Annotated in this window: 19 protein-coding genes; all 19 read right to left on the bottom strand. The window is 37.3% G+C overall.

What is annotated here, in order from left to right:
* Window positions 1-8: 8 nt before the first annotated feature.
* Window positions 9-2,399, bottom strand: a complete 2,391-nt coding sequence (locus CC204_RS17960; protein WP_088271426.1) for a glycerophosphodiester phosphodiesterase family protein — start codon at window positions 2,397-2,399, stop codon at window positions 9-11.
* Window positions 2,400-2,411: 12 nt separating this feature from the next.
* Window positions 2,412-2,579, bottom strand: a complete 168-nt coding sequence (locus CC204_RS17955; RefSeq protein ID WP_088271425.1) for a phosphoribosyl-ATP diphosphatase — start codon at window positions 2,577-2,579, stop codon at window positions 2,412-2,414.
* On the bottom strand, window positions 2,579-4,555 hold the full coding sequence (locus CC204_RS17950; protein WP_088271424.1) for a phage tail protein: 1,977 nt from the start codon (window positions 4,553-4,555) through the stop codon (window positions 2,579-2,581). Before CC204_RS17950 ends, CC204_RS17955 begins: the two co-directional genes overlap by 1 nt.
* Window positions 4,556-4,566: 11 nt before the next feature.
* Window positions 4,567-5,496: a distal tail protein Dit gene (locus CC204_RS17945; protein ID WP_010765153.1), complete on the bottom strand. Its 930-nt coding sequence runs from the start codon at window positions 5,494-5,496 to the stop codon at window positions 4,567-4,569.
* Window positions 5,497-8,820, bottom strand: a complete 3,324-nt coding sequence (locus tag CC204_RS17940) for a tape measure protein (RefSeq protein ID WP_088271423.1) — start codon at window positions 8,818-8,820, stop codon at window positions 5,497-5,499.
* Window positions 8,821-8,836: 16 nt separating this feature from the next.
* Entirely contained in the window at window positions 8,837-9,094 is a 258-nt protein-coding gene (locus tag CC204_RS17935) for a hypothetical protein (protein WP_088271422.1), read from the bottom strand.
* 80 nt (window positions 9,095-9,174) lie between these two features.
* Window positions 9,175-9,552, bottom strand: a complete 378-nt coding sequence (locus CC204_RS17930) for a tail assembly chaperone (protein WP_088271421.1) — start codon at window positions 9,550-9,552, stop codon at window positions 9,175-9,177.
* A gap of 61 nt (window positions 9,553-9,613) precedes the next feature.
* The gene (locus CC204_RS17925) at window positions 9,614-10,132 is read right to left on the bottom strand and encodes a phage major tail protein, TP901-1 family (RefSeq protein WP_088271420.1); all 519 of its coding nucleotides are present in this window, start codon (window positions 10,130-10,132) and stop codon (window positions 9,614-9,616) included.
* A 17-nt stretch (window positions 10,133-10,149) separates the two neighbouring features.
* Entirely contained in the window at window positions 10,150-10,539 is a 390-nt protein-coding gene (locus tag CC204_RS17920) for a phage capsid protein (RefSeq protein WP_088271419.1), read from the bottom strand.
* On the bottom strand, window positions 10,539-10,919 hold the full coding sequence (locus CC204_RS17915; RefSeq protein WP_088271418.1) for an HK97-gp10 family putative phage morphogenesis protein: 381 nt from the start codon (window positions 10,917-10,919) through the stop codon (window positions 10,539-10,541). Before CC204_RS17915 ends, CC204_RS17920 begins: the two co-directional genes overlap by 1 nt.
* The gene (locus CC204_RS17910; RefSeq protein WP_088271417.1) at window positions 10,912-11,229 is read right to left on the bottom strand and encodes a hypothetical protein; all 318 of its coding nucleotides are present in this window, start codon (window positions 11,227-11,229) and stop codon (window positions 10,912-10,914) included. Before CC204_RS17910 ends, CC204_RS17915 begins: the two co-directional genes overlap by 8 nt.
* Window positions 11,226-11,573 carry a phage head-tail connector protein gene (locus CC204_RS17905; protein ID WP_088271416.1) on the bottom strand — a complete coding sequence of 116 codons (348 nt, stop codon included), beginning with the start codon at window positions 11,571-11,573 and terminating at the stop codon, window positions 11,226-11,228. The genes CC204_RS17910 and CC204_RS17905 overlap by 4 nt, the downstream gene beginning before the upstream one ends.
* A 10-nt stretch (window positions 11,574-11,583) precedes the next feature.
* Complete coding sequence (locus CC204_RS17900; protein WP_088271415.1) at window positions 11,584-11,838, bottom strand: hypothetical protein; 255 nt, start codon at window positions 11,836-11,838, stop codon at window positions 11,584-11,586.
* A 9-nt stretch (window positions 11,839-11,847) separates the two neighbouring features.
* A complete protein-coding gene (locus CC204_RS17895) occupies window positions 11,848-12,783 on the bottom strand; it encodes a phage major capsid protein (RefSeq protein ID WP_088271414.1) in 936 nt (311 codons plus the stop codon).
* A 12-nt stretch (window positions 12,784-12,795) separates the two neighbouring features.
* A complete protein-coding gene (locus CC204_RS17890) occupies window positions 12,796-13,410 on the bottom strand; it encodes a DUF4355 domain-containing protein (protein WP_088271413.1) in 615 nt (204 codons plus the stop codon).
* 134 nt (window positions 13,411-13,544) lie between these two features.
* Complete coding sequence (locus CC204_RS17885; protein ID WP_088271412.1) at window positions 13,545-13,820, bottom strand: hypothetical protein; 276 nt, start codon at window positions 13,818-13,820, stop codon at window positions 13,545-13,547.
* Window positions 13,807-14,097, bottom strand: coding sequence for a hypothetical protein (locus tag CC204_RS17880; protein WP_088271411.1), 291 nt, complete (start codon window positions 14,095-14,097; stop codon window positions 13,807-13,809). The genes CC204_RS17885 and CC204_RS17880 overlap by 14 nt, the downstream gene beginning before the upstream one ends.
* A 1-nt stretch (window position 14,098) precedes the next feature.
* Window positions 14,099-15,040: a minor capsid protein gene (locus CC204_RS17875; RefSeq protein ID WP_088271410.1), complete on the bottom strand. Its 942-nt coding sequence runs from the start codon at window positions 15,038-15,040 to the stop codon at window positions 14,099-14,101.
* A gap of 5 nt (window positions 15,041-15,045) precedes the next feature.
* Window positions 15,046-16,614: a phage portal protein gene (locus CC204_RS17870; protein WP_088271409.1), complete on the bottom strand. Its 1,569-nt coding sequence runs from the start codon at window positions 16,612-16,614 to the stop codon at window positions 15,046-15,048.
* Window positions 16,615-16,618 lie beyond the last annotated feature (4 nt).

Raw genomic sequence — 16,618 nt, 5'->3', positions numbered from 1 at the left:
GGACTCCATTAAATTTTGTATGTTGTTGAACCTGATGCCCATGATGTTTTGTTTGCCCAGTTTAACCCTACTGCAATAGTACCAACTGTGGCAGAGCCAGGAACTAAGCGCCCGTTAACATCGAACGTACCAAAAGCGACTCCTGTAGATATACGAACGGCACATTGAGGGTACTGACGATACATAGGAATCGCCCAATCAGGTAGTTTTGCAATTGGACTATTTTGTGTAGTCACGCCACCGCTCACGTTAAATGAGAGGTGAATAACACCTTGTTCAATTTCCTCAACATAAGACTCTTTGATTCTGCCAGCATCAACGTTATTAGTAAAACCGTTTAGCAAAGTAAGTGCTGCATACCTTAAGTTTCCTGACAAACTATTTGTGGTAATGTAATCAACATTTAATGCCTTCATATCTTCAAATTTTGTATCAGGAACTGTCCAGACATTTATTTTTAATCCTAACGCATGTAATTGATTGACTAAATCAGCTGTAACACCTGCATTACTATAATTCACACCAAGAGTTGCTGGATATCCTAAAGCCACTGCCTGATCAATTACACTTTGAGTGACGGTGCTAGAAACCACATGAAGTTCCATATTAGGATACATTTGTCTAATATTAGTCAGTACAGTATAGTCAAACGAGATAATCACACAGTTCGTCTCATTATATCCATAGTTAGTCAGGATTGTTTTTAACTGCTCGTAATTTGAAATCGTATAGTCGCCTGTTTTAATTTCTATAACAGGTACTCTACATTTTTCTCTACAAATTGCTAAGTATTCCTCCAAGATCGGCGGAGTCTTTTCTACATCAGACAAACTGTCGATATTAGCACCAGTATCTATTCTTAGCGCTCTAAACTGGGCTAAAGTCATAGATTTAATTGAACCTGTTCCATTTGTCGTTCGATCAACAGTATCATCGTGCATGACTACCCAATGTCCGTCAGAAGTAACTTGAATATCTGTTTCAATTCCCCAGTGACGATTAGCATTTTTATAAGCAGGTATAGAATTTTCTGGGTATTCCATATTGTTACCTCTGTGGGCGATCCAATTTAATCCCTCTCTCCACTTTTGCCTAACCGTTTCAGTAGCTTTTTGATGGAAGTTTTTTGTCTGTAATGGGCTCATAAATTTACTATCACTAGTTGCATTTTCCGCTTCCGCTTTAGATGCAATAGAATAGTTTGGGACACTTCCTAAACCGACTTGTGCTTTAGTCACTTGATGTGGGTTGTTTGTATCATCCACATGAGCTTTCAATTGTTCATCCTTCAAAAAACCACTTTTATTCAGAACATCTAGTGCACTTAGTGAAATTGTGATTTGTACTCCAATATAGTCAACATCAATGGAAGCTGGTGTGACACCATTGGAACTATCAGAAAATACCAATACGTTGATTTTGCATTCCGAGTCAATAAAGTTACTATCATTGATCTCAGTAGCAAAATCAGTATAGTCTGGCGCTGAATTCTGCATCTGAACCGAATAGCCATCAGCTGACTCTAAGAAAGTCGCTACTTTCAAGTTTTTATTTCCTGGAGAAGAAGCTTTTCCACGAATTGGAATCTTGATCGATACAAAATTATCTTTGATATATTTAACAACCTGAACCATTGTCATTCCTTCGAAAATATCCTCAGCAATAGATTCAATGGCTGCTTTCACATCAAATAGAAAGAATTGTTGTGGAATTACACCACTCTGTGATGAACCCGTTGAAACTCCTGTGTCGTCACGTGACACCACTTTATTATAATTATCTTGTGTAAATTCATTCCAGTTTGCTGATGGTTTCTTGAGCGTAGTTGCCGTATAATCAGAAAAAGCTTGGTGTGGATTGCCGTTTTTATTTCCAGCTGTTTTACCTTTAAAATCCATCATTTTGGGAGTATTAACAGAGCCAGAGAACATTTTCATTGCATCAGTAGTAGTTAATCGACTGTTAAAGTCACTTGTTAAACGTGCTTGTAACGTGGATTGCTTAATCCCTTCCGTATCAGTTCTTGCTTGAACGATTTCTGGGTTACTATCACCTGATTCTGCAACTAAATCCCCGAACTCATTTCTTAACGCATCAAATTCTTGTTTATTTTGGTTAGCTGTACTAACAGCTCGATTCGCTGTATCAACAGCAGTCTTAGAATCAGCAATAGCCTGATCTGCCTTTTGATTGGCTAACTCCCCTGCTTCTTCAGCAATTTCTTTAGCTTCGTCACCTGCAGTTCTAGCGATTTCCTTTGCTTGCTTAATTCCTTCAGTAAGTTCCGATTTATAACCATTTACAGTCTCAACAGATGAATTTGACTGATCCATAATGGCATTAATTTTTACACGACCCTGATTGAGCGTGTCAGTTTCTAAAATTTTTTCAACTGCCATTTATTATCACCTCTATTCTTCTACGATTGATTCAATCGTTATTTTTTGTTCGATATGATCACCAAGTAAAATGAAGTTACTACATGATATATCAGCTAACTCTTCGAAAATTTCTTGTAGATTTTTAGTTACTTTTGCTGAAAATTCTTCACCATTTATTTTTTTTACTTTAATATTCATTAGAATTGTCCTCCTAATTGAGATTGAATGAAAACACGACAAATAACTTGCGCTTCAATACGTGCAAGTTTGTTAGGTTTTATTTGGATTGTATGGTTACCTCTAGCAATTTTTCCAGTACTAGTTTTTCGTAAATATTTAACAAGATCTAGTCTGTTCTGGCTTGTCTCGTGTAAAGGAATAGTTGTACCATCTACTATAATATCTACCTTACTTGCACTATCTGAAGCCTCGTAAATTCCCCACTCAAGAGGATGTGTATGATCAGGCAAATTAACTTGATGGGTGTGACTTGGAATATTGACATTGTGTGTATGATTTGGAATGTTTACACTAAAACTGTGAGAGTGGTTTGGAATATTTACACTATGAGAATGCGCTGGAGTTGAAACAGAATGGGAATGATTCCCACTAGTAGATGCCGTAGTTATATCTCTAGGCTGGATAGTCCATAGCATTACACCATTAGTTTCATTTTCTCCCCAGTATAATCTTCTTTTTAAACCCAATTGATCTGGATCATTTACATCAAATCCGTATCTAAAAGTTTTATGGTTATGATTACCACCAGCACTACTAGTCTGCGTACTTTGACCATTTACACTACTAGTTTGGCTACTTCCACCACCACCAGCTGTTGTGGATCCTGATGAATAACCACCACCAGAAGAACTTGTTTGCGTAGAAGCACCTCCAGAAGATGTTGACTGTACTCTTGCACCTCCACCTTTGACAGCTTTAGTGTATCCTCGATAACGTTTAGTTTTGAACGTCAATTCAACTGTATTCACATGAAATACATCATCATCAAGATAAAATTCAATATTCGCAGGATAGGCAGCTTCACAATTATCTTGGTAGCTATAATTTAGAATATTTGTCGCGCCTTGAGAATATGTTTCGTTGATTTCTTGTTTCCTGCCAAGATCAGACATGGTCGTTGAAATATCATCTTTCAGGTTACCCAAATCAAGGTCAAGATCCTGTGGTGCTCCAAATACATCTCTTTTCGCTTCTCGTTTTATTCTTAAATTTATGCTGCCATAATCATTCGTATTAATCATAGCAACTCCGCCCTTACGAAGTTTATCAATGATCAGAGGATCATCCGTAAGCTTAGTTAAATCTGCTGCAGTAATGGACCAACTTATTTTAGGAATTGACCATTTTTTAAGCATACTGACCGCATTGTCTTTCAATGACTGAGGAATAGTAAAACGTTGATCTACCCATACATACTCAACTAGTCCATATTTTTCTATAGCTTTTTTATCTTCAACATATGTCAAATTATTATTTACAGACTTGATGTTTACTTGATTAATTCCTTCACCAGCGCCTAACGGATAAATACGATTGACTAGATTATTAGGATCTCGTTCGATCTCAAACCCCTGCATGTTATACCCTTCTTGTATCCGAGCAACAACTTCTGTTTGAGGTCTCACTAAAGATAATTCAAAAGGATAAACTTGAGTATTCCATTCCCAAACATAGTCTTCATCAAAGGCTGCTGGAATAGAAAATAGTGCATCCGCAAGCCCGTTTTCATTCTCCCAAGCATAACTGAAATATCGAGTGAAATCGCATTTTTTTAACACCCAATTTTTAGTAGTTTGCTTATTAAGGATATAATTGATCACATCAACTGTTTTACGATTGACTAACTCATGATAACCAAAAAGCACACTATCTAAAAGTGTGCTTAAAGCATGAGCTGCAGTATAAGTAATTGTGTTGTTTCCAGCATCTTTCCGTATCGTAGAGAGCATCACCCGATACAAACCGATATATTCATTTTCATTATCAGTAAGTTCAATCCAAAGCATTTCCTGTAAAAATGTATTTTTAGGATCATCCAAAGGCATCGTAAATTCTATATTGCCGATTTGGTTCTCAATTTTTTCATAACTGACATTATGAGCATTTTCCAAAATCGCAGTATAATCACGTTTGAGGTTCATTGCCATTAACAAACTATCACCCCCTATAAGAATCTATTTGGATAACGAATTGTTAAAGCAAAATCACTATCCTTAGCTTGAATGTAAAGTGGCTCATTTGGATAAATATAAAAATCGTTCATTGGTCTGATCATTGGTTGACCATTTTTAGTAATATAGAACTTTTGAGTATCGATGAGAATTTCAGCATTGTCAAAATCTCCTAAATCGATTGTGTCATTCCTTGTTTTAATCCATACACCTCGACCAGTTCCTTTCAGAAATATCTCTGGTTTAACTTTCAAACCTTCAACGGTCGGATAAATCTCAATAGGTTTTGATTCTTTCCCATCATCCCCCATTAAGTATGATCGGTTCTGGAAAGTAATCATTGTTGAACCCCAATAAGCACCGCCCTCAATTAATATTGGCATGTTGGCAGCACCAGAACCTGTATTTCCCATCAAATAATTGGATTGAAAGGTGATTACTTTAGATCCCCAAGTAACACTGGTTGCATCAGATCGAGTATATTTATAAGGATCACTTAGAGATACTGTAAAAGTTCCCACAGCATGATTGACACCTTCCGGAACATTATCAACATCCGATTTACTCCCACTCCATAACATTTCAGGTTCATCATTAAACCAGATCTCTACATCTTTTTCACTGAAAAGTGCAACGTTCAAACGATTAAATCGATCACGAAAATCTTCATTTGTCGGAGCGTCTATTTTATATTTGACGATTAACTCTCGTTCAGGAATACGAGAATAAACTTGCCTCATACCGTCACGAATCCCCAGTTGATAACTTTGAATTTCAGTAGCAGCTAATTCTCGACCGACTACATTTAAGGTTCGATATCCTGGAATGATATTTTCTAAGAAAACGCCGTTAAAGCTCATAGCTTCGGAAGGAAGAATAGTTTTAGATGAACCATTGTTATTTGTATCAGTAAAATCGTACATCTAACCTCTCCTTCCTAATGCTGTATTTTGTTTATTTGTTAGTTGCTTAAGTTCTTTACTCATAGGTTTCGCTGTAACTTTAGCAATTTGTTTACCATCTAAATTCACAGGAACTTCAATTGTAATTCCTGTAGCAAGATTACCAGAAAAAGCCCATGAAGATGACGGATCATTGAAGCCAAGTTGTGGTTGATTCTTATCGAAGATTCCAGATGAAGAATACAATTTTTCACCAAGTTTTTCCATTGGCTTTTTGACAATACTTAAATTTTTCTGAATACCAACAGCGATACCAGCTGGAATCATCTTGCCGACTTCATCCCTCATAACTCTAGAAGGTGAATGGATATCAAGAGCATTTTTAGTTGTGTTTATAATCTGATTAGCGATATTCTGTGCAGCCAATAAAGCTGCAGATGCGCCAGCATTAATTCCATTAGCCAGTCCGGCCATGATATTAATACCAATTGAATTCATTTCATTGTCTAAATTGTCAAAAGAACGAGGAATAGATCGGGAAATGTTGGCAGCTTCTTGATTGATCTTGAGTCCGCTAGCTGTGAAAATAGTTGCTAACGAATCAATTGCTGCTTTTACTTTACTTGCACTTTCTTGAATACCAAGTACAACACCATCTGCAATAAATCCACCGTAGCTTTTAAATACTCTAGATGGGGAATTAATATCAAGTTCTCCGGCAAATTTTTCAGCGACATCACTTGCCATATCTTGACTGGCTTTCCCAGCTTCTGGAGCTCCTTCATTAATACCTTGTGCAGTCCCTTGCGCAACATTTTTACCCAATTCTCCGAAGTTTGCAGTTTGAATTTGACTAGATAAAGACTCTTTTGCACTAGTAACCATCGCAGTGACTTCTCCTGGAATATCGCCAGTTTTGAATGCAGTCTTAAATGCTGTTGTCGCTACTTCAGCACCATTACGGAATGTTTCGCTCATCTTGTTTAATTCTTCATCAGATGCCGAAACTAATGCAGCAACATAGCCAGCGGATTCTGGTCCTGCTTCACGAAGTTTGTTAAGTAATCCTTCATCAAGACCACGATCAGCTAAGTTGGAAATGTTGTCAGCCCAAGTGCCAATTACTCGTTGATTTTCCTCTAAATTAGCTTGCATTTGTTGGACAGACATTGTTTGCTTATCTGTCAATGTATCAAACATGTTTGTAGCAGCATCGGCGTATTCTTGCCATTTTGCTTTCATATTATCAACGGTTGTTTTTTGAGCATCATTTAGAGTTTGATAGGAAATTACTTGTTTAAACACCCCAGCTTCTGTCGCTTGCGCTACTGAATTCAAGGAGCTTTCTAGCACTTCCTGAGTAGAAGTATATTCTGTTTTAAGATCAGCTTGAGTTGATTTTAGTGTTTTTTCTTGATCATCCAATCCTTTAACAGCGTCTCTATACTCTTTCATTTTGACGGAGCCGTCTTTGAGTTTGTCATTCCACTCTTGTCTCATTGTTGAATTTTCTTTCAATTTCGATTCAACGCTGGCCTGCTCTTTCAAAATATCTGTCAAGGCTTGTTGAGAAACATTCGCTGATTCTTGTTGTTGTAACGCAGCAATACGAGCTTTTATTTGTTCAGTCGACATTGATAATTTATTCGATTCTTGATCATAGATAAGATTCAAACCAGAAACTGATTTATTTAACTCATCCACATTTGACTTCAATAATTTCTTTTCAACTGCAGATAATTTTTCTTTGCTGGCCAAGTCAGTTACGGAATCACCTAATTTTTGATAAGCAGTGGCATTACTTGCAATATCTCGTAAATTATCTTTTCTAGTATTTGAATTCTGTTCTACCGAGTCAGTTAACGTCTTGGTTGATTGAGAGAGCTTATCTTGCTCCGCATTAAGTTTTTTGGATGCCTCAGTTTCTTTATTTAGCCATTTCCACAAAGCTATACCAGCTGCTGTTAATCCACCAACTGCAGCCATAACCCAACCTACTGGACCCAATAAAACTTTTAAAGCCACATTAAAAGCGGTAGTTGCAGCTGTCATTAAAGTGGTAGCTACTGTACTTAAACTAACTGCACCTGTCATTAGTCCAATCAGAGCCGTTCCGATAGTGACCTGTCCGTTCTGTGCAGCTCTTGCCATAATATCCGCTTTTGTGGCAGCCGTTCCTGCTAACTGAGCAGCTGCCTGAGCTTTCGTTACAATTGTGAGTGCCTTACCAGACATTCCGGCCAAATAGAACAGCTCATATGATTTCTGAACAAGACTATTAATACCTTGAATTATCTTCAAGGCGGCGAAAGCTGCTGCAATACCAAATAGAACGGGTTCTAAAGGCTTAGCTACAGTTATTAGACCTGAGATCCCTTGGGCAAACAATTTTACTACTGGTGTAGTCCCCTGGATAATTAACTTGATTGAATTGAATGTACTATTTACTAGAACTTTTAATCCATCTAAGTTTTTAGCAATGGACTTTCCGGTGACCTCTTGGATCATATTATTAAATGCTTGAATGACAGTAGTTACACCTTTGACTGTAGCTGTTTTGATATTCTGCCACGAAGTTGCTACACCCTCAGAGTTTTTTCGAGCTAAGTCAGCAAAGCCGCCAACGCCTTCATTCAATTCAATTAAACGACCATTGAATTCTTTGAAAGTAATATCGCCTTCTTTCAATGCATCATATAGATCATTTACTGAAGTAACACCCTGTTCTTTAAATGACTTGGCAACTTTATCCATCGCAACTGGCATAGTTTCTTGAAGTGAACGCCATGACTGCATATCAACTTCGCCTTTTCCTAACATTTGAATATATTGTTGCATTCCTCGACTGGCATCAGCTGTAGAAGCTCCTGATGCAAGAAACGCATTATTAAGAGCGATTGCTGTGTCTGTACCAGTCCTCAAACTACCTGTTGCTATAGATAACTGTTGAGTGCTGGCCACAATTTCATCGAGTGAAGTTGGCAACCCGTCAATACCATCACCTAGCTTAGTCATTGATTTATCAACATCTTCTGCAGAATAGCCTAAAGACTTCATAACAACTGGATATTTGTTTAACGTATCAAAACGGCTTATAGCTCCAGCAACTGAATCCTTGACCATTCCCATTGCACTAGAAACTAATTTAATAGCACCAACGCCCATTGCTGTTCCGAGAATGGATTTAGTAAGCTCTCCGCCTTTTTTTGTACTTGCAGAAAGTTGATCTCCAAGTTCATTGGACTGCTTACCTAAACCACCCATTGATTTTTCTGCATCATTCATGGTTTTTGAAAAGCTTTTATCGGTAGCAGCTAAGATTGCTTCAACAGAATAAGTTTCCATTATTTTCCTCCTTCCCTCAATTATTGGCTTTTCTAAGAAGATCAACTGCAGTATCATCGATTTTTTCATCAATCAAAGACATACCAAGAATTTCTTTTTCTTTCTTTTCATAATCAAAAAACTTTTTGAAATCCTTGTAATAGGGTTCCTGTTTTTTCCCTTTAGTGGCTTTTATTTGACGAGACGTCCATGCCTGCATATGAGCATTAAACTCCTGGTCCAACCTTTTAAGTTGGCAAGCGAGCATCCGTACTTCATATTCATATAAAGTCATTCGCTCAATCTCCGTAATATTTACCATTCCTAAGAATCGAAACGCATTAATCAAAATTCGTTCATAAGTTTCGGCAGAACTTAGTTCCCTTCCGCTTCTGTTTCCAGACTTATCTGTTCCGCTAGATTCTGTTTGAGCGTTCTTACCGCTAACTTCCCCGCATTACTTTCTTCTAGTTCTTTCAACACTTCATCAAAAACAGCCTCAATGTTTTCCACGTTATCAATATAGTCATCGATTTCATCCTGACTTGGGCGTGGTGATTCTGTAATTGTTGCGGTATAAAGAAAATCGGATAATGTAGCTGCGTTTCCTCCAGCCAATTCAGGTAATTTTGTGCTTAGAGAAAATCCGAACTCTACGCCCTCTTTTTTGACACTAAATTTTTTGTCTAACTCGCGAACAAATTTTATGCCGAATTTGCAATTGTATTTTTTTTTGTTAATTTCGATTTGCATGTGGTTTCCTCCTAAAATTAAAAGAAGGCTAGTTTTCACTAACCTTCTTAAAAATTGTGTTTTATCCTTCTGGAACAGTTTCTTCTTTGGTTGTATCTTTAAAGATATATTGAACAACTTCTTCTTGATCAGCTGTCAATGTCGCATAACCCTTGGCACCTTTACCATTGATCCCAAATTCTAAAGAGAGCTCAACGGAATCCTCAGCATTCGGATTTTTACCAAAGCTAGTTACATATCCTTGGTAGTATTTAGCCTTGTATTTATCGGCGTTTTCACCTGTTCCTTTTTCGGCTTTGTTAATTTCCCAAATCTCAATAATTTCGTCATTATCGAGTGCATCTTCTAACTCATCTACATATGGATCACTTTTAGATAAGATGGAAGTAGCAGAGAAATCGAATTCAAGAGCCCCTGGAGTACGAATCGGGCCATCTTTTGTTGCGGTACTTTCACTATCTTTTGATTTTGTATTTTCATGTTCTGTTTGATATGCCAATTTCCATGCTGCTTCTTCTGTAGATTTTTTTAGTAATCTGAAAAGCAAAATAATATCTACACCTTTTAATGCTTCTGCCATAATTCAATTCCTTCTTTCTATAAAATTCTAAATTCAAGAGTTACTATCGCCCGTTTAAGCGGCGTATTAGTAGATAAATCATCTACGATTTTAATATCACTCGATTGTATATTTAGCGACCAAGAATAGCCGATAGTCTTGTCAATCTGTAAAGCTCCATCAAAAAGAGCAGCTGCCATATCAGACACCTGCTTTCTTTTCCTCTGTAAGCCCCAAACCGACAAAACCAGTATCACCGATCCTTTAATATCAGTTTTATTAGGTTGATGAATGGTCTGAGTGTCTTCAAACTCAACGAACGGATAAGGAACATCATCCATCGGTTTAAAGTCATAGGTTTTGAAACCCAATTTCTCGGAACACTTAAACATTGCATCAAAGATTGATTGCTCTCTTGTTTTTATCACTACTGCATCAACCTTTCTAAGTCAGATCTAAATTTCTGTTTTTGCTTTCGAAGTGGTGGCAAGAAGAAATCACGCTTAACCATATATCTAGTACCACGGATCAAGTAAGGTGCATACTCTGTTTTTGGTCCACTGTGGCCAGCAAAACCATTGTTTGACATATGCATAGTAATACTTCGTTTGGTTGCGCCTGTTGGTTTGACAAACTTCTTACCTTCCCAGTGTCCAGTCAAAACGATTTGAGATTCTCTTTGCATTTCTGCTGTTAGTTCTGCAGTATTTGTTTTTACGATTGTTTTAACATCATCCATACTGGCATTCTTTTTTAATTTTTTTGAAAGACCAGCAAGGCCGTTTATTTTAAATGATCCCTTACCCATCTTTGATCACTTCCTGAACAATTAAACTGTGGCGCTCCTGGGGAACTCGTTCAGTTACTAGCTGATAAGTTTTATCAAGGTATTCGATATAATCCCATTCTGGAACAGAAAAAAGAGGCTGTGTCCGGATGACCTTAGCCCCTTCTTTAATTGTTCCAAAGATGGCAACCGATCGATCAGTTCCCAAATCTGTGACATTTGCAGTGGTATCTGTTCGCTTCGGTTCAGATTCTACCCACTCACCAAGATCAGAATCATAGTGAGAATCAGATGATTCCGCTACGAACACAATTGATTTATCGTATCTCATTTGAATCGGAACACTCCTTTTTTCGGTTTGTAAAAGGCTTCCTCATCTTTCCGGCGATACTTGTCGATTGTGTCTTGGTATTCTGAAAAGTCAGAGTCAGGAAACGCCATAGACAAACCTTCTTGAGAATACGACTGCATCCCCTCATTACCGATTCTATTGAATCGTTTAAGAGTTACCTCATAAGAAATATATTCAAATTGCGAGGGGATGCTTTCCGGATCACCAAGCAAGGAACGCAGCCGTTCTTTCGTCCTGCGTTCGATTACCGAGAGTTTATCGTCAACATTACCTTCTAACAACGTCTTGACATCTGTAGCAATTGAATTAGTTTCATCTGCCATAAATAGTCACCTACTCAGCCGAAAGAGCTGCTTCTGCTTGAACAGCTTCCTGTTTATTTGCTTCAATTTGTTCTCCGTTAGATAATTCATAATGTCCACGCTTGATCATTTTTGGAAATCCTTCTTCAACAATCTGAATAAAACCATCACCTAAATTTTCAATGATCTCATCATAACGATCGTCAGTCATTTCAATAATTTGGCCAACTTCATACACTTCTTTTGTATGAATGTCACGAAATACTTGATTTACCGTTACTCTCATTTTGTTTACCTACCCTTCCGGAATTTCTTTAGATTTGATTTTAGCGAATGCGCCATCCTTAACAAGCATGAAACCAATATCCATTGTTACACGCATAGCCATCATTTCACGCTCGAACAGGTTGATCGGATCTTCATTTTCATCAACGATAGTTGAAAGTTGCGCTTCTTCTGAGATTTTATAAGACAAGTTATACGGAATACCATAAAACATATGATCAAAGTCACCAGTGTATAATGTTCCTTTTTCCTGTGCTTTTAGATCAACAACCGGTAATCCATCGAGTGTATTGTTATTTCGGTCATAAATTAATTCTGTTTGATTTCCAATCACCTTAGAAGCTTCACGTAACGTTTTACGATTTTTTCGTGTAGAGATGAACGCATTTGGTTCAAAGTCTTCTTCTTCTAAAAGATCTTGCAATTCAATAACAGCGTCATAAGTCAAATCAGTTTCAAGAACATGTCCTGCCGACACCGCAGATTGATCAATCGATTGTGGAAATGGATTTTCTTGATTCAAGATAGTTGCAGCATCAATCTTCTTATAAATAGCTTCTGCAATTTTTGGTCGCATTTCATCAAAGAATGTTGAGCGTTCATATTGTAAATATTCACGAGAAGCTAAAACAATGACAGCCGCTTTTTTCGCTACCATTTTTACTGTTAACCATTTTGCAGTAGATGTTTTGATCTTTTCTGCCTCACCTACCCAGTAAGCTCCTGGTCCTTCAGCAAAATATTGGAACTCTTTTTCTTTTCCGTCCATTTCTTCATATTTTGCCAGCTGCATCATTTTAGAGTTTTCCATAACTTCTTTTAAGATCAATTCATTGTACTTATCAGGAATTGTTCCATCCATTTGTTCATACAATTTAGCGTGATCAGGTGTAAATTTTGGTACTGCAAAAGTTTGTAAATCCATTTTCATTAAGTTCTTTTTCATGTGTGAATCCTCCTATTTTATAATTCGTGTTTGTTTTGCTAACTCTGCTGTCGACATTTTTTTATTTCCGCTTGTATCGAACTGACCGCCAGCAGCTGGAGTTTGTTGACGAGCATTTTCTTTTTTGATCTTAGATACAAAGTTCGTAATGATCGCCACAGCTCCCTTAGTAGCTTCTGCATCATCTGAAACAATCAAGCTGAGTAAATCATCATCATGTGGCAAACTAGCTTCTGACAGCATTTTAGATGCTTCTGTTGTCATAGCGGCTAAAGTCTGACCACGTTCCAATTCTGCAATTTTCGCTTCTAATTGTTTCTTCTCATGTTCAGCCTTTTCCTGAGCATTCATCTTGGCTAGTTTTTCAGCTTCAGCCTGCTTCTCTTGTTGCTCTTTTTCCCAAGCTTTAAAAGCTTTGTTTTTCTCAGCAGCAATCATTTTTGCTACTTCATCACGAGTAAAAGTTTTGTCTCCATTACCAGCTCCATCTGGATCATCAGGATTCGCTGGATCATTCGGATTGGGATCACCTGCTGGCGGAGTTCCTGTTCCTCCTGGTTCACCGCTACCTCCATCTGGATCAGCAAAGAATTGTAAATGTAATGGCATTAATAAACGTTTTTTCATGATTATTCCTCCACGGTTACGCCGCTACCCGATAAATTTGACTAGTTACGCCAGTCAGCCGAAACAAGCTGTTCTTTAACGCCTTCAGCAAGAAAAGGCATAATAAAAAGCCTAGTGATCAACTAGACTTAAAACTACATTCTATTCGATATAGCATTTCTTTTTATCTTATCTGTAGAAATTGCATCTGAAATTTTCTTTGCAATTGCTTCTCCATCAATTTCAACTGTTGTAGTTAACTGATTTTTTTCGACTTTGACTGCTGGATAAGTTAGATTGATAGATACTCCAACTGAACCATCGTCATAGTGGGTTTCAGAAACGTCGACGGTCTCTAGTTCATTAATGTTTGTGTCGGTGAGAATATCAACTGCCAAATCCATTAATTTTTCTTTATTATTTGTTTTCATCATTTTCACCCTTGCTTTCTATTTTTTGTTTCAGATCGTCCATAAGACCTTGAATCTGTTTCGTTAACCGTTCTTTCTTTTTCGTACCAAAAGCCGTGTTCTTTTGTTGGTACATTAGGGATTTAATCTCAGAATCGATATAGAAGATTGTTGACTGATAACCACATGATTGGCATCCAGCATAATGACGTTCCACACCATCTGGCAAATTTTCTACTTCTTGAACAAACGGAGTGTGCTTGCCGCACTTATTACATACATACTTTTCTTTAGCCATTTCATAACCCTCGTTTCTTTAATGTTTTTTCAAACGAATCACGATCAACATGTGGTGCAGTAGAGCATTTGCAAAACGGATGCATAAACGGAGCGTTCACACCCTTAACCATTTTTACCACTTTATAGGGACTTCCTATAGCTACTTTTTTACATATCTCACAAGCAGAAGGCTCAGCGATATAATCATAATCTTCTATTTCAGCATCCAAATAGCTTTGCTTTTGAATGTCAGTTTGGATCGCCGTCATTTCAGTGATCATTAATCGATTGAGTTTGTAACGGATGTTTTCTTGGTTAGGCTTTAAGAACTTTGCAAGTTCGCTAGCTACAGTTCTAGGATTTTTACCTTGAGTAATTGCTTTTGTCAGCAATTTTTCTAAATCAGCTTTCATTTCAGTGAAGTTTTGCCAGATATTATCACTGAATGATGCATACTCTCTGGACTTAAAAAAAGCATTTACAATAGAAGAAACTTTTTTAGAATAGTTTTCATCCAGAGTGCTGCCCAAGATACCGGCTTGACGAAGATATTCTTCCTTGGCAGCAGATGACAGTTGGCTATAACCCCATTTATCCAAGCCATCAAACAGAGTAACCAATTCTAGCCCGATTTGAGCCTTAAGCAGTTCTAAACGTGAAACTCTCATAACAAGATTGTAGATTTTAAGCTCTTTGTTTGCTTGGGGGCTAAAATCCTTATTCTCAACATATTCTTTTGCTTTACGCTGGAATCGTTCCACGTCCATTTTCGCTGCACGCTTTCGAGCTTCACTGATCGTAATCTGTTGACCATTAGAAAATCTATCCCAGTTTGCATCAATTTCCGTTTGAATAGAATCAATAGCATGCTGCAGTTGTTTTATTATTTCCTTTTCACGGACTTTATCAAGTTTGATTTGTTCTTTAATCCATGCATCTTCCCGATCTTTTAAATAGGACATTTAGATCAGTCCTCCTTCGGTTGATCCTGTTTGGCTAAAAATTCTGCCTGTTCTTTTTTTAACTGTGCTTTTTCTTGATCAGTTCTTGGAGTGGATTCAGATTCTTTCTTTACCCGATCCATTTCGGCTTGAACATCATCAATAAATGATGCTAGACCTAAAATGGTCTCTTGACTAAGTTCAGCACCAGAATCAACTAATGTTTTTAACTCTTCAAGAATTGCTTTTGGTAGATTTGGAGTAAATACAATCCGTAACCCCTTTAAATCAGAGTTATCAATCTCAGAAACACTTGATTTTAGGTTAAATAAAAGACGATAGCGCCGCACAAGACTTTTTTTAAATAGTCTCTGCTTCACTGCCGTCATTTGGTTAAATCCAAACATTTTATACTTCATAGCTTCACCGGACTGGACACCAGAAAAGTTTGTATCGGTCAAATCCGGAACCATAGAAATTTCATGGATTCCTTTTCTAACTCTTTCTTTATAAGCTTCCACCCCATTAACATCATACTGCTTGTAAATATACCCAGCATTAATTGATGTTTTATTACCGTTGATATCTGTTCCTGATTCAAGCAAAAGCATATTGGCTTCTTTTTGTTTGGCAGCATCTTCAGATGTCATACCAGCTGCATCAATGTCCCCGCTAATAACCAGCAAGGCATCATTGAGATCCGTCATGTAGTTTGCTGTATCTGATTGACCAGCATCATATAAATCTATTAATGAAAGAACATCTTCATATAAGCCCATTCTGAAACGATTCGGTGAAAATTCAGTAATCTGAACCTCTTTGTATTCATGAGGTGCTTCATCGGGATTTTTAAGTTGGATTGCAGAGAGAATAGTTTCTTCATAAGTTATGATCTTGTCTTCAGTGTAGATTATTGGCTGTATATATTGTTTATCAGCATCCACTGTAAACTTAGTTTTAGGATATCGAACAGCTGCGATCGGTCTCCGCTTCACCGATGTATCATAAATAACAAACGTCTCAAAGACATTGCATAGATCAACATAGTCAACGTCATCTTCATCACGATAGATCACTTCATAAGCGCGTCCGTATTTATCCATATCTAACCAAAGTTCACCATTCAGACCATCAATGTCATTATCCAGATTAAAATCATCAATGACTGTCTGTCTCTTTTTAGGTTTAATTTGTACCTTGATTGGGTTTCCCGTATTATAACCTACGTCAAATGTGGCAAGAACTTTGCCAAAGTTATGAGCTGAACGATGATCAGCTTTCTCTGGCTCCTTTCGTCTACGATTTTTAATGATATTCGTATTTTTAGCCTTGTAATAATCATCCAATACCTGCAGACGAGGAACTTGATGTTGATAGTGATGATAAATCATCTTTGCTAAAATATCAGGATTATCCAGAAGTTCTTCAGCAGAACTATATCGATAATGAATATTCGATTCTACACCGAAACTGACGTAATTCTCAGTCACATCACTAGAATATCGAATGTCTGAAGCATGTTCAAACTCGTTTACTTTTAAAGTATTATCACTTGATTCTTCATATGTTTCATCTGATATTTTTTGATTTTCCATTTTT

The sequence above is a fragment of the Enterococcus wangshanyuanii genome, from assembly GCF_002197645.1.
GTDB classification, from domain to species: domain Bacteria; phylum Bacillota; class Bacilli; order Lactobacillales; family Enterococcaceae; genus Enterococcus_L; species Enterococcus_L wangshanyuanii.
The sequence above is the reverse complement of the archived record's forward strand: the minus strand, read 5'-3'. Positions and strand labels throughout refer to the sequence as shown.

Coding starts and splice junctions, on each gene's coding strand:
- CC204_RS17960 (WP_088271426.1), bottom strand. CDS start 2,399: ATGGCAGTTGAAAAAATTTTAGAAACTGACACGCTCAATCAGGGTCGT.
- CC204_RS17955 (WP_088271425.1), bottom strand. CDS start 2,579: ATGAATATTAAAGTAAAAAAAATAAATGGTGAAGAATTTTCAGCAAAA.
- CC204_RS17945 (WP_010765153.1), bottom strand. CDS start 5,496: ATGTACGATTTTACTGATACAAATAACAATGGTTCATCTAAAACTATT.
- CC204_RS17940 (WP_088271423.1), bottom strand. CDS start 8,820: ATGGAAACTTATTCTGTTGAAGCAATCTTAGCTGCTACCGATAAAAGC.
- CC204_RS17935 (WP_088271422.1), bottom strand. CDS start 9,094: ATGACTTTATATGAATATGAAGTACGGATGCTCGCTTGCCAACTTAAA.
- CC204_RS17930 (WP_088271421.1), bottom strand. CDS start 9,552: ATGCAAATCGAAATTAACAAAAAAAAATACAATTGCAAATTCGGCATA.
- CC204_RS17925 (WP_088271420.1), bottom strand. CDS start 10,132: ATGGCAGAAGCATTAAAAGGTGTAGATATTATTTTGCTTTTCAGATTA.
- CC204_RS17915 (WP_088271418.1), bottom strand. CDS start 10,919: ATGGGTAAGGGATCATTTAAAATAAACGGCCTTGCTGGTCTTTCAAAA.
- CC204_RS17910 (WP_088271417.1), bottom strand. CDS start 11,229: ATGAGATACGATAAATCAATTGTGTTCGTAGCGGAATCATCTGATTCT.
- CC204_RS17905 (WP_088271416.1), bottom strand. CDS start 11,573: ATGGCAGATGAAACTAATTCAATTGCTACAGATGTCAAGACGTTGTTA.
- CC204_RS17900 (WP_088271415.1), bottom strand. CDS start 11,838: ATGAGAGTAACGGTAAATCAAGTATTTCGTGACATTCATACAAAAGAA.
- CC204_RS17895 (WP_088271414.1), bottom strand. CDS start 12,783: ATGAAAAAGAACTTAATGAAAATGGATTTACAAACTTTTGCAGTACCA.
- CC204_RS17890 (WP_088271413.1), bottom strand. CDS start 13,410: ATGAAAAAACGTTTATTAATGCCATTACATTTACAATTCTTTGCTGAT.
- CC204_RS17885 (WP_088271412.1), bottom strand. CDS start 13,820: ATGAAAACAAATAATAAAGAAAAATTAATGGATTTGGCAGTTGATATT.
- CC204_RS17880 (WP_088271411.1), bottom strand. CDS start 14,097: ATGGCTAAAGAAAAGTATGTATGTAATAAGTGCGGCAAGCACACTCCG.
- CC204_RS17875 (WP_088271410.1), bottom strand. CDS start 15,040: ATGTCCTATTTAAAAGATCGGGAAGATGCATGGATTAAAGAACAAATC.
- CC204_RS17870 (WP_088271409.1), bottom strand. CDS start 16,614: ATGGAAAATCAAAAAATATCAGATGAAACATATGAAGAATCAAGTGAT.